This is a genomic window from Kaistia terrae, from assembly GCF_026344005.1.
GTDB classification, from domain to species: Bacteria; Pseudomonadota; Alphaproteobacteria; order Rhizobiales; family Kaistiaceae; genus Kaistia; species Kaistia terrae.
Window position 1 is genome coordinate 433,246 of record NZ_JAPKNH010000003.1, and the last position, 13,160, is coordinate 446,405.

The 13,160-nt window shown below is 65.1% G+C and carries 10 protein-coding genes; 3 read left to right on the forward strand and 7 right to left on the reverse strand.

The genetic code is table 11. From position 1 onward, the window contains the following. Positions 1 to 454: 454 nt before the first annotated feature. The 5 genes from guaA to guaB all read right to left on the reverse strand — a co-directional run bounded on the left by guaA (position 455) and on the right by guaB (position 6,293). Positions 455 to 2,017, reverse strand: coding sequence for a glutamine-hydrolyzing GMP synthase (gene guaA / locus OSH12_RS11645; protein WP_266343711.1), 1,563 nt, complete (start codon positions 2,015 to 2,017; stop codon positions 455 to 457). Positions 2,018 to 2,154: 137 nt separating this feature from the next. Beyond that, positions 2,155 to 2,673, reverse strand: a complete 519-nt coding sequence (locus OSH12_RS11650) for a hypothetical protein (protein ID WP_266343712.1) — start codon at positions 2,671 to 2,673, stop codon at positions 2,155 to 2,157. 110 nt (positions 2,674 to 2,783) lie between these two features. Next, complete coding sequence (locus OSH12_RS11655) at positions 2,784 to 4,097, reverse strand: RsmB/NOP family class I SAM-dependent RNA methyltransferase (RefSeq protein WP_266343713.1); 1,314 nt, start codon at positions 4,095 to 4,097, stop codon at positions 2,784 to 2,786. 12 nt (positions 4,098 to 4,109) lie between these two features. Next, positions 4,110 to 4,517: an MAPEG family protein gene (locus tag OSH12_RS11660; RefSeq protein WP_266343714.1), complete on the reverse strand. Its 408-nt coding sequence runs from the start codon at positions 4,515 to 4,517 to the stop codon at positions 4,110 to 4,112. A 285-nt stretch (positions 4,518 to 4,802) separates the two neighbouring features. Then, complete coding sequence (gene guaB, locus OSH12_RS11665) at positions 4,803 to 6,293, reverse strand: IMP dehydrogenase (RefSeq protein WP_266343715.1); 1,491 nt, start codon at positions 6,291 to 6,293, stop codon at positions 4,803 to 4,805. A gap of 505 nt (positions 6,294 to 6,798) precedes the next feature. On the opposite strand from guaB, the gene OSH12_RS11670 reads away from it, so the two are divergent. Then, positions 6,799 to 7,623: an ATP-grasp fold amidoligase family protein gene (locus OSH12_RS11670; protein WP_266343716.1), complete on the forward strand. Its 825-nt coding sequence runs from the start codon at positions 6,799 to 6,801 to the stop codon at positions 7,621 to 7,623. 79 nt (positions 7,624 to 7,702) lie between these two features. Then, the gene (locus OSH12_RS11675) at positions 7,703 to 9,145 is read left to right on the forward strand and encodes an MFS transporter (protein WP_266343717.1); all 1,443 of its coding nucleotides are present in this window, start codon (positions 7,703 to 7,705) and stop codon (positions 9,143 to 9,145) included. Between the two features lie 200 nt (positions 9,146 to 9,345). Here OSH12_RS11675 and OSH12_RS11680 read toward each other — a convergent pair whose 3' ends face one another. Beyond that, entirely contained in the window at positions 9,346 to 10,101 is a 756-nt protein-coding gene (locus OSH12_RS11680; RefSeq protein ID WP_266343718.1) for an RlmE family RNA methyltransferase, read from the reverse strand. Further along, positions 10,098 to 11,543 carry a Ppx/GppA phosphatase family protein gene (locus tag OSH12_RS11685; RefSeq protein WP_266343719.1) on the reverse strand — a complete coding sequence of 482 codons (1,446 nt, stop codon included), beginning with the start codon at positions 11,541 to 11,543 and terminating at the stop codon, positions 10,098 to 10,100. Before OSH12_RS11685 ends, OSH12_RS11680 begins: the two co-directional genes overlap by 4 nt. A 422-nt stretch (positions 11,544 to 11,965) precedes the next feature. Here OSH12_RS11685 and OSH12_RS11690 point away from each other — a divergent pair, with 422 nt between their 5' ends. Beyond that, positions 11,966 to 13,075 (forward strand): transglycosylase SLT domain-containing protein, encoded by a 1,110-nt coding sequence (locus OSH12_RS11690; RefSeq protein ID WP_266343720.1) that lies wholly within the window; start codon positions 11,966 to 11,968, stop codon positions 13,073 to 13,075. The last annotated feature ends 85 nt before the right edge of the window (positions 13,076 to 13,160 follow it).

A 13,160-nucleotide genomic window follows, 5' to 3' on the forward strand; every position in this document is an offset into this window, starting at 1 on the left:
CGATGCGCAATATAGGGCCTGCTTCGACTCGTCAGGTTAGAACTCGATGCCCGGAAGCCGATCTTGACGGGAACTGAGCCGGCCACCGCATTTGGGTCGGAACCGGCCGTTGGCTTGTCGTCTCTTCCGCGGCAGCTATCTCGCGACAAGCGTCAGCGTAAGATCCGGCCGGTGAAAGCGCAGGCATGCCCGTCGAGCGGATAGCCGTGCCAGACGCGCCGCTTGCGCTGCGACATCTACATCGGATCAATGGCAGACTCGGCCTATGTACTCGCTGTTCTACACCAAGATACTCCCGCTCGATGAAGCTGCTTTACATCCTCCAACGATCGGACTGACATCATCCCTACTAATGGGAAAGGAGAGCGAATCCCGCTCAACGGCGCGGGGAGCGGATGGAGTGGTGGCGACACGGTAGCGCGGCGATCCTACGCCATTGGCCGCCGTTTCCCCGCTACTCCCACTCGATCGTGCCGGGGGGCTTGGACGTTACGTCGTAGACGACGCGGTTGATGCCCTTGACCTCGTTGATGATGCGGGTCGCGGCGCGGCCGAGGAAGTTCATGTCATAGGGGAAGAAATCCGCCGTCATGCCGTCGACCGAAGTCACGGCGCGCAGCGCCAGCACCGAGTCATAGGTGCGGCCGTCGCCCATCACGCCGACCGTCTGCACCGGCAGCAAAACGGCAAAAGCCTGCCAGATGGTGTCGTAGAGGCCGGCCTTGCGGATCTCGTCGAGATAGATCGCGTCGGCCTTGCGCAGGATATCGAGCTTTTCGCGCGTCACGCCGCCGGGAAGGCGGATGGCGAGGCCCGGGCCCGGGAACGGGTGGCGGCCGACAAACGAGTCCGGCAGGCCGAGTTCACGACCCAACGCGCGAACCTCGTCCTTGAACAGCTCGCGCAGCGGCTCGACCAGCTTCATGTTCATGCGGGCCGGCAAGCCGCCGACATTGTGGTGCGACTTGATCGTCACCGACGGGCCGCCCGAGAACGAAACGCTCTCGATCACGTCCGGATACAGCGTGCCCTGGGCCAGGAATTCCGGCGCGCCCTTGCCGTCGGAAGCGATCTTCTTTGCCTCGGCATCGAACACGTCGATGAACAGGCCGCCGATGATCTTGCGCTTGGTCTCGGGATCCTTGACGCCTTCGAGCTTGCCGATGAACAGATCGGCCGCGTCGACGCTGATGAGCGGAATGTTGAAATGCTCGCGGAACAGCGTGACGACCTGGTCACCCTCGTTCTGGCGCATCAGGCCATGATCGACAAACACGCAGGTCAGCTGGTCGCCGATCGCCTCGTGGATCAGCACGGCAGCGACGGCGGAATCGACGCCGCCCGAAAGCGCGCACAGCACCCTGCCCTTGCCGACCTGCTTGCGGATCTTCTCGATCATCTGCTCGCGATAGGCCGACATCGTCCAGTCGGACTTAAGGCCGACGATGTTGTGGGCGAAATTGGAGAGCAGCTTGGCGCCGTCCGGCGTATGGACGACTTCCGGATGGAACATCGTCGTGTAGTAGCGACGGTCCTCGTTCACGGCGATCGCAAAGGGCGCGTTCTCCGAGGTACCGACGACCTTGAAGCCGGGCGGCAGCTGCGTGACGCGGTCGCCATGGCTCATCCAGACCGGATAGCGGCTTCCCACTTCCCAGAAACCTTCGAACAGCGGGCTGGCTTCGAGGATCTCGACTTCGGCGCGGCCGAACTCAGCCGCATGGCCACCCTCGACCTCGCCGCCCTGCTGCAGCGCCAGCGTCTGCTGGCCGTAGCAGATGGCCAGGATCGGCACGCCGGAATCGAACACCGCCTGCGGCGCGCGCGGGCTGCCTACATCGGTGACGGAGGCGGGACCACCGGAGAAGATGACGCCCTTGGGCTGCAACTTCTCGAACGCCGGCGCGGCGTTCTGGAACGGATGAATCTCGCAATAGACGCCGGCTTCGCGAAGGCGACGCGCGATGAGCTGCGTTACCTGCGATCCAAAATCGATAATGAGAATGCTGTCGGTCATGGAAGCGGCCCGGCGTCTGAGGGGAATGGCCCCTCGGTTAAGCGATTGGGCCGAAAACTGCAATCGCGGAGCTGCCATCCGCACCTGCATAGGTCAAGAAAACGGCCCGCACCGTGGGGTGCGGGCCGCTGGATCGATCAGGGCGCGGCCGTGGCCGGCGTATCGGACGCCGGAGCGGGAGCTGCCGGAGCCTCTACAGCGGGAGCCGGCGTTGCGGCCGGAGCCGCCGGAGCGGGCGTCTCGGCGGCGGGAGCCGGGGTGGCCGCCGGAGCAGGCGTCTCAGCGGCCGGAGCCGGCGCTGCCGGAGCAGGCGTCTCGGCGGCCGGAGCCGATGCTGCCGGTGCGGGCGTCTCGACGGCCGGAGCGGGCGCTGCCGGAGCGGGCTCGACGACCGGAGCCGGCGTTGCAGCCGGAGCTTCCACGACGGGCTCGGGAGCCGGTGCCCAGAATGCGAACTCGGCGCAACCTTCCGGCGCCTTGGCGTCGGCGAAGCGGTCCTTCAGCTTCTTGCAGGCGAACTCGCGTGCCGCGGTCGGCAGCATCTTGTTGATCTGCACGCCGAACTGATCGTTCGGGTTGGAAGCTGCGAAAACGTAGTAAGCCCAGTATCCCGCGAACAGGACAATGACGATGGCGAGAAGCCTCAGCAGGCGCATAGTCTACCTCCGTAATCGGGAGAACCCCGGTGCCGTCCTTCTATCGACGCAACCGCGCGATGTCGAGACAAGCACCCGGGACCTCCGGGAAGGCGCACAGATGATTGCGATCAGCTGTTACGCGTCAGTACGGATACGAAGAAACCATCCGTGCCGCTGTTGAGCGGCGTCATCAGCAAACCGTTCGACATCAGCCGCACCGCCGGGCCGAGGATGTTCATCGATTCCTGCTCATAGGCCTCGACCACCGCCTGCGGCGGCACGACCGAGAAGCCGGGATTCGCGGCCAGGAATGCGTCGATCTGGTCGGTATTCTCTTCGTCCAGCACCGAGCAGGTGATGTAGGCGAGGCGTCCGCCCACCTTCACATAGCGACCGGCCGAAGCCAGCACGATCGCCTGGTCCTTGTTGCGCTCGGCCAGGCTGCCGGGGCGGATGCGCCACTTGGCGTCCGGATTGCGGCGCCAGGTGCCGGTGCCCGTGCAGGGCGCGTCGACCAGCACCAGATCCATGCGATTCTCGAGATCGTCGAGCACATCGCTATTGGGGCGCGGCGTGCGGACCTGCACATTGCGGACGCCTGCCCGCGTCAGCCGGTCATGGATCGGCGCCAGGCGGCGGCGATCGCTGTCATGCGCGAAGATCTGGCCATGGTTCTGCATGGCGGCCGCCAGCGACAGCGTCTTGCCGCCACCGCCAGCGCACAGATCGAGCACCTGCATGCCGGGGCGCGCGCCGGCGAATTCGGCGGCGAGCTGGCTGCCGAGATCCTGGATCTCGATCTGGCCCTTCAAGAAGGGTTCGGTCGAGGCGATGTGCGGCTCGGCCGTTCCGGGCTCCAGCGGCAGGCGCAGGCAGAGCGTCGAGAGCGCAGGACGCTCTGGCGCACGGCCGATCGCCGCCGTCAGCTCGGACGCGGCATGGTCGGCCTCTGCCTTCAGCGTGTTGACGCGCAGGTCGAGCGGCGCAGGATTGGCCAGCGCCTGCATCTCGGCCACGACATTGTCGCCGAATACGCGGGCAAGGTTCGGCGAGATCCATTCGGGATAATCGCCGCGGATATAATCCGGCGCGCTGGAAAGCGCGTCGCTCGCGAGCGTTGCGCGTTCGTCATCGGTCAAGGGTTCCGGGGCGAACCGATCGCCCGAGAACAGCTTTTCCAGGCCCGCGATGTCGAGACCGCGATGATGGAAGAAGAGACCGATCATGACGGAGCGACCGTCATCGCCGCCGGCAACAGCCGCCGACGAGTTCTTGTGGCGCAACGCGTCAAAGACGAGGTCGCCGATGGCGCGGCGGTCCTTCGAGCCCGCGAAGCGGTGCGCGAGGCCCCAATCCTTCAGGGCGTCGGGCGCGGGGCGGCGACGGGTTGCGATATCATCGAGAACCTCGATGGCGGCGGAGATGCGTGCGGCTGGGATCATGGTTCCGCGCTTCTAGAGGATACGAACGGCGAGGTCGAGCCAGAGGAAGCAAACCAGCAGGAATCCAACCAGAAAGCTGACATGTCGCAGCACGAGCGGCCCGCGCAGCGAAGCGATGGTGTGGACCACGCGGCTGGCGACGAACAGCCAGGCGACGACGACTTCGAGGATCGAGGTGCCATTGATGCCGAACAGGAAGCCGACCACGATGAAGAACAGGATCGGCAGCTCGAACTGATTGGCGAGATGGCGGCGCGCCGTGGCCGAGGCTTCGGGCTCCGCAGCGCCGGGGGCGAAATCGGTCGACGGTACGGCGCGGCTGCCAAGCGCTCGTCGCCGCGTAATGCCAAGCCAGAGATAGCAGATCGCAATCAGTGCGAATTGCGCGATCGCCGGCCAGAGAATGACAGTCTTCAGCATGGAACCCCCGAAACTGATTTGCCGGCACAAGCCGGGCATCCGGACGTTGCCGGCACTGCTCAAACAAAGAAGAGGGGCAGAAGGTTCCCACCCCTGCCCCTTCCTTCAGTATCGTTCGCTCTCGGCAGCCAAATTTTATCCGCCGCCGACAGACAGGGCGTCGCCCCGGCCAAGGCCGGGGCCCATGAACACAGGCCGGAAAGAACTGGCCCGGATCGTGTCTACTGGCCACCCGTCGGAGCGTATGGATCCCGGCCTAGGCCGGGATGACGGCGAGCGTTGGGATCAGCCGATGCCGGGATAATTCGGGCTTTCGCGCGTGATCGTCACGTCATGCGTGTGGCTTTCACGCAGGCCGGCCGTCGAGATGCGCACGAAGCGCGCCTTGTCGCGGAACGTCTCGAGGTTTTCAGCGCCGACATAGCCCATGGCGGCGCGCAGGCCGCCGGCAAGCTGATGCAGCACGCCGCTGACCGGCCCCTTGTAGGGAACCTGGCCCTCGACGCCTTCCGGCACCAGCTTCAGCGTGTCGCGCACTTCGGCCTGGAAGTAGCGATCCGCCGAGCCGCGCGCCATCGCGCCGACGGAGCCCATGCCGCGATAGGCTTTGAACGAGCGGCCCTGGTGCAGATAGACCTCGCCGGGGCTTTCTTCCGTTCCCGCCAGCAACGAGCCGATCATGGCGCAGCGCGCGCCGGCGGCAAGCGCCTTGGCCAGATCGCCCGAATACTTGATGCCGCCATCGGCGATGACCGGAACACCAGCGAGATCGGCAACCGAAACAGCTTCCATGATCGCGGTCAGCTGTGGCACGCCGACGCCGGCGACGACGCGGGTGGTGCAGATCGAGCCGGGGCCGATGCCGATCTTGACGGCGTCGGCGCCCGCGTCGATCAGCGCCTGGGCGCCCTCGGCGGTGGCGACGTTGCCGGCCATGACCTGCACGCGGTTCGACATCTTCTTCACCAGCGTCACGGCGTCGAGCACGCGCTGCGAATGGCCATGCGCGGTATCGACGACGATCAGGTCGACGCCGGCGTCAATCAGGCGCTGGGTCCGCTCGATGCCGTTCTCGCCAACCGTGGTGGCGGCGGCGACGCGGAGGCGACCCTGCTCGTCCTTGGCGGCGTTCGGATTGAGCTGCGTCTTCTCCATGTCCTTGACGGTGATCAGGCCGATGCAGCGATAGGCCTTGTCGACAACGACGAGCTTCTCGATGCGGTGCTGGTGCAGCAGCCGGCGCGCCTCGTCCTGGCTGACGCCTTCCTTGACCGTGATCAGACCCTCGCGGGTCATCAGCTCATAGACCTTCTGGTCCGGGTTCGAAGCAAAGCGCACGTCGCGATTGGTCAGGATGCCGACGAGCCGGCCCGGATTGCCACCACCCTCGACGACGGGAATGCCGGAGATGCGATGGGCCTTCATCAGCGTCAGCGCGTCGGCCAGCGTCGCGTCCGGCTCGATGGTGACCGGGTTCACGACCATGCCCGATTCGAACTTCTTGACCTGCCGAACCTCTTCCGCCTGCTGCTCTGGCGACAGGTTGCGGTGGATCACGCCAAGGCCGCCGGCCTGCGCCATGGCGATCGCGAGGCGCGCCTCGGTGACGGTGTCCATGGCCGAGGAGATGATCGGAATGTTGAGTTCGATCTCGCGCGTCAGGCGGGTGCGGATATCGACTTCGCCCGGCATGACCATCGAATGGCCGGGCTGCAGCAGCACGTCATCGAAGGTCAGCGCTTCGCGTCCGGTGGACAATTCTACGATCTGGGCCATGGCCAACGCTCCGAATGCAAAAGACCAGCCGTGGGACCGAGGGTCACCGGCGGGTCGAGGTTTCAGCGAATAGAGTTGGCGGTGGTCTCTATCATGGAGTCGGTGGACGTGGAAAGTCTCGCACTGCACAAATTGTTGCAGGGGAGCTATGCGCCAGGCGGACGACGTTCGCGGGGCCGCCCCGGAGAAGCGAGGGGCGCGCGCGCAACGCCCGATCGGGCAGCGTTCCTCGCAGCCTTAGCTAAAGGCCCTTGCGTCAATCTCCGGCCTGTTCCAAACGACATCGGCAACCTCAACAACCAGATCGCGGATTCGATCCGCGTTCCTCTCAGCGATCTCCATGTCCTTGCATCAACATGCCCTCCGGATCGCTGCGGCGGCCCGGGCAACCGCGCGTGCGTACAAGCGGATGCGCTTCCTTGTTGTCACGCGGCCGCTGCGCCGCGCTCCCTGGATTGGGCCGCGCCTGTGTCGATCCTGGCATGAGCGACGCTTCCAGAAGGTCATGAACAAGCCGCTTCGGATCGATCCGCCTGCCGGCTATAACGAGCATATCGTACACCGCATTCTCTACGACCGGGACCCACTGCTAAAGCGCCTCTGCGACAAGGTCGCGGTCAGGGGCATCATCCGCGAGCGCGTGGGCGAGGACTTTCTCGTGCCGCTTCTCGGCGTCTGGTCGGATCCCGCCGACATTCCCTGGCATGCCCTACCGGATCAGTTTGTGCTGAAGCCCAGCCATGCCTCGGGCCTGGTCGCGATTGTCCGTGAGGCGGCTAACCACGATCCCGCTTTGCTGGCGAAGCAAGCACGCGAATGGTTGCAGTACGACTATTTCGACCAGTCGCTTGAGTGGGGATACCGCAACGTCCCTCGCCGCATTCTCGCAGAGAGGCTGCTGCTGGGTGCCGACGACGAATTGCCGGTGGAAGCGCTCGTCGTCACATTTGGCGGCAAGGCGGCGATGATCCGCATCCATACAGGCGCCAAGTCCACCCCCGACCGCCGCGACAACTGGTTCGACATCAACGGCGTCAGGTTGCCCTTCCACTCCCTGCATTTCGAGCGCGGCGACTATCATCTCGACCCCGACATGGCCCGTCGCCTCGTCACTGTCGCGGAGAAAGTGTCAGCCGGATTCAGCCATTTGCGTGTCGATTTCTATCTGACCAAGGATGGCCTGCGCATCGGCGAACTCACGCCCTATCACGGCAGCGGCCTGAACCCTTGGAGCGGATCGGGCTGCAATGCGTATTTCGGCTGGCTCTGGCGCAACCCGGATCAGATCGCGGACGTTGCAGGCTTGCATCGGGCGATCGCCGAAGCCTGATTTCACGAAATCGCAGCTTCGAAAGCCAAACGCATCGTCCTAAGGTAGACTTAGAATAATCGCCCTCCCAAGAGGCTTCATGATTCCGCATCGCCCCCCCGCACGGATTCTTCTGCCGCTGATCGTCGCCTGCGCTTTGTTCATGGAGAACCTCGATTCGACCGTCCTGTCGACATCGCTTCCCGCCATCGCGCGCGACTTCGGCGTCAGCCCGATCGATCTGAAACTGGCGCTGACGTCCTATCTGCTCACCATCGCCATCTTCATTCCCGCCTCCGGCTGGGTCGCGGACCGATTTGGCGCGCGGTCCGTGTTTCGGCTGGCGATCGCCCTGTTCACGCTCGGCTCGATCTGTTGCGGCCTCTCCAGCTCGATCCTCGAAATCGTTGCCTCGCGCGTCCTGCAGGGTATCGGCGGCGCGATGATGGTGCCCGTCGGACGGCTGGTCATCCTGAAATCGGTGTCGAAATCCGAGCTGGTCGGCGCACTGGCCTGGCTGACGGTGCCGGCGTTGATCGGCCCCGTCGTCGGGCCGGTCGTCGGCGGCTTCATCACGACCTATTTCGACTGGCGCTGGATCTTCTGGATCAACGTGCCGATCGGCGTATTGGGCGTGATCCTCGCCACCCTCTTCATCCCCGACATACGCGGCGAAGAGCGGGTGCGCTTCGATTTCATCGGATTCCTGCTGACCGCGTTCGGGATCGCCGGCTTCATCACGGGCTCGACCTCGCTCGGCCTCAACCTGATGCCCTGGCCCTATGTGATGGCCAGCCTGTTCGGCGGCGCCGGCCTTTTGATCGCCTATTTCTTCTATAGCCGCCGCGTGGCCAACCCGATCCTCGACCTGTCGCTGTTCGCCATTCCAAGCTTCGCCGCCAGCGTTGCAGGCGGCATGCTGTTCCGGATCGGTATCGGCGCCCTGCCCTTCCTGCTGCCGCTGATGCTGCAGATCGGCTACGGCCTGACGCCGTTCCAGTCCGGCACCATCACCTTCGTCTCGGCCATCGGCGCCATCGCCATGAAGTTCGTCGCGCCGCCGCTGCTGCGCCGGTTCGGCTTCCGCACCGTTCTGATCGCGAATTCGTTCATCGCCGCGTTCTTCGTCGGCATTCCGGCGGCATTTTCGATCGGCACGCCGATGCACCTGATCACCGGGCTACTGTTCGTCGGCGGTTTCTTCCGCTCGCTTCAGTTCACCAGCGCCAATGCGCTATCCTTCGCGGATGTGCCGATGAGCAAGATGAGCCGGGCAACCAGCATGACCAGCGTGTTCCAGCAATTGTCGCTGTCCCTGGGCATTTCGACAGGCGCGATCATGCTTCAGATGACGATGAAATCGCATGGCGGCGAACTGGAGCTCGCATCGTTCCATCCCGCGTTCCTCGTCGTCGGGCTGATCGCCGCGAGCTCGGTGATCTTCTTCATCAAGATGCCGACCGATGCGGGCTCGGAAATGTCAGGGCGCCGCGCAAAGGAACTGGCGCCGGACCCGGTCACCGCCATGCGCGAACGGGCGTAGAGAGGGTTTAGGAAACCATCCGGTGAGGTCGTAAACCCTCACCCGCCGCACTTCGTGCGTCGACCTCTCCCTCAGGGAGAGGTGAAGCGCGCAGTTTCCTCGCCCAAAGCGGACGGATTCTGCTCTTGGCGCTGGACTCCACATCGGATCCGGCCGTGTCCGGTGGATGGGCCGGCATAGCCGACCCATCAGGAAACGACCTACGGCCGCCAGCTTCCATCGGTGTCGTCCGGCACATCCCGCGCCTGACCTTCGTCGGGCGCATCCTTGCGACCCTTGAAGCCCTTGGCGAGCAGGAACAGCTCGACCGAACCGGCGCGGCTGGCCGGCGGCTTGATGTGATGGACCGAGGTGAAATGCTGCTTCAACAGCGTCAGCACCGTATTCTCGGCGCCGCCGCGAAACACCTTGGTCAGGAAGTGGCCGCCGGGCTTCAGCACGTTGATGGCGAAATCGACTGCCACTTCGCACAGGAAGATCGTGCGCAGATGGTCGGTCTTCTGGTGGCCGGTGGTCGGCGCCGCCATGTCGGACATGACGACGTCGGCGCGACCGCCCAGCGCCTCTTCGAGCATTGCCGGTGCGTCTTCGTCCAAAAAGTCCTTCTTGAACAGGATGACGCCCGGAAGCTCGTCCATCTCGAGATAATCGATGGCGACGACACGCTTCTTGGCATCGTTCGAGCCGACGCGATCGACAGCGACCTGCGACCAGCCGCCGGGCGCCGCGCCAAGGTCGACGACGCTCATGCCGGGCGCCAGGATGTGATGCTGGTCGTCGATCTCGATCAGCTTGTAGGCGGCGCGCGAACGATAACCCTCGCGCTTCGAGCGCGCGACATAGGGATCGTTCAGCTGGCGCTCCAGCCAACGCTGCGACGAGGCCGTGCGGCCGCGCGACGTCTTCACCCGGACCGTAAGCTCGCGCCCGCCGGAACCTTTTTTCATACCCGTCATGACGGCCTTCCATTCTGCCGATGCGGCGAACGCCGCCACACACCGTCTTCCGCCATCATTTCCACCAGAATTCCTTCGCGCAATCCGCGGTCCGCAACCCGAAGCCGCTGGCAAGGCCAGCGACGGCGGATTGCCTCGAGGATAGCACAGCCCGCCAGCACCAGATCCGCCCGCTCCTGGCCGATGCAGGGATTGGCGATCCGCGCGGCATAGTCCATGCCCGTCAATGTATTCATCATCAGATTGACCTCGTCGCCTGTCATCCAGGTTCCGTCAACCCTGCGTCGATCATAGCGCTCCAGGCCGAGATGGACGCCTGCGAGCGTCGTCACCGTGCCGGACGTGCCGAGCATATGGAGATTGCCCGCCGCGACCGCCTGGTCGAGCGCCGCCGCTTCCGGGAAATCCCGCAGCATCTCGGCCACTTCGGCAACCATCGCCTCGAACACTTCGCTCGTCACCGTCTCGCCGCCATGGCGCTCGCTGAGCGTCACGACACCGACCGGCAGCGACGCCCAGGAGCGGATCCGGTCCGACATGCGGCGACGCCGCGTCTCGGCCGGCCGCGTCAGGTCGATCCATACCAGTTCGGACGAGCCGCCGCCGATATCGAAAAGCAGCGCGCCGTTCGAATTGGGATCGATCAGCGAGGCGCAGCCCGATACGGCAAGCCTTGCTTCCGTCTCGCGCGACACGATCTCCAGCGCCAGTCCGGTCTCGCTGCGCACACGCTCGAGAAAGATCGCGCCATTCTCGGCCGAGCGGCACGCTTCGGTGGCAATCAGGCGGGCGCGCACGACGCCGCGATCCGAAAGCTTGGAACGGCAGATGCGCAACGCATCGACCGCCCGGTCCATCGCCGCTTCGCCAAGGCGACCGCTACGGCCGACGCCTTCGCCAAGCCGCACAATCCGCGAAAACGCATCGACAACGCGAAATCCGCGCTCACGCGGCTGCGCAATCAGCAGGCGGCAATTGTTGGTGCCGAGATCGAGGGCTGCATAAAGCGTGTCCGGCGGCGCGGATGATTCCGCGCGCGGACGCGCATCGGAACGGTTCGCGCGGGAATCCTGGCCATTCACAGCCTGCGCTGGGCGAACGGGATGGGCCGGACGCACCTGTCCGTCCTGTGCCGGCCTCAAGCCGGCATTGGGCTGCGTCCGCGCGCCGTGATTCCGGTCGCGGGGACCGGATCGGCTTGCCTCGACAGCCTTGGCTGTTTTCGCGTCCGGCTTCTGGCCCGACGCAAAGACAGGCCCGCGCTTCTTGCGCCGCCTGCCCTTCTTCTTGCCGACCTGTCCTGGGCCACTTCCTGGGCCATTGCCAGCATGACGCTGGCCAGAACCGTCGGTTGTCCCGACATGACTCCGCGCATGATCCGCGGAATCACTGACGGGCGCCCTGGATTCCGCGATCCGCGGATCCTCGCCCGAGATTGTCACATTAAATCCTTCGGCTGCGCGGACACAGGACAAATGGGTCCGGCGCGCAGCTCATCGCGTGCCTTGTTGAGGTTGAGTGTAGCAGCAAGCAGCGACGGCACAAGCGCGCCAGCAAAGGACTCTCGCCGCAGGCGCGACACAGGCCCTCCGATTTCCCAGGCGGGAACACCGACCGGGATGCTTAACAGGCCCGATCGCGATTCTTGGAAAAGCCATAAAGTCCGGCTTTTTGGCGCTGGATACAGTCGCTCCGAGGGGGACGCGGGCAGCGGATCGCACGCATTTCGGCGGGTGGGTTGCCTGATTGGCCTTCGCGTGAGAGTCTTATCGAACGATTAACCAGGCTTGGAGCCTCCTTGATCCGTCTCTCGCCCCCGATGCGCCTTCGACCCGGCCGCATCCAACCCGCCTGTTCTGGATGGTTGCGCGGCCTGATTGGCCTGTCGCTTGGCCTCCTGATTCCGACGGTTGCCCTGGCTGATCGCGACATGTCGCGGGCGGAAATCGAAGCGCGGATCGCCTACTACGCGGACACGTACCGCCTGCCCGTCGAATTGCTGCGCAAAGTGGTTCGCACCGAGAGCACGTTCAATCCGGCCGCCCGCAACGGCCCGTATTGGGGCCTGATGCAGATCCTGCCCAAGACGGCTGAAGGCCTCGGCTACCGGGGATCGGCCAAGGGACTGCTCGACGCGGAAACCAACCTGATCTATGGCGGCGCCTATCTGGCCAACGCCTATATCATCGCCGGCGGAAATGCGGCCAAGGCCCACAGCCTCTACAAGAGCGGCTATTATTACGAAGCCAAGCGCAAGCGACTGCTGGCGAAGCTGATCAAGGTGCCCATGGGCACGACGCCGATTCTGGTCGCCGGCAAGCTCGTTACCAAGCCATCCGACAATACGATGCTGGCCTACGCCACGCCGGAGCCGGGAAGCCCGGTGGTCGCCAAGGCGCCGACCGAGAAACTGGTTCTCGCCGAAGGCGCCAAGCCCGAGATCGCCGCCGAAGCGGACGCAGCGCCGGTCGCCGTCGCGACGGCCATGGCGCCGGTGCCGCTGCGCAAGCCCGTCGTCGCCGCTCCCGTCGTGGAGATGGCCGCCATCGTTCCGCCGCTCCTACCGCGTCCGAAGCCGGCCGCCCTGCTCCAGCTCGCGTCGGCAAAGCCCGCATCGACAGAACCGGCTGCGGCCAATCCGGCCGCTCCGCCGGTCCGCGGCCTGCTTTATGCCACCGCGATCCTGCCGCCCTCGAAGGTCATCCGGCCCGATTACGCCGAGCAGACGATCGCGCAGCCGGAACTGGCTCTTGCCAGCGCCTCGTCGCACTTCGCCAAGGATGCGACGGCCATGGCTTTCGCAACGCCGACCCCGTCCCGGCTTTCTTCCGCCCACAAGCTGCCGGCCGCGATCCGCCTCGCCTCGACCGATGACGGCATCCGCTCGGATGCACCGGGCTGCTGCCGAATGGACGCGTCCGTCGACGCTGCCATGCCCCTGCCCCGCGCCCGCCCGGCCCACAAGGCCGACTGACGCCCGCCGGGCGCGGCCAGCGCCCGACTTGGCCCCAGACTTGACCCTAAGTCATCCCGATGCATAGCTGATGTCGAACCGGCGC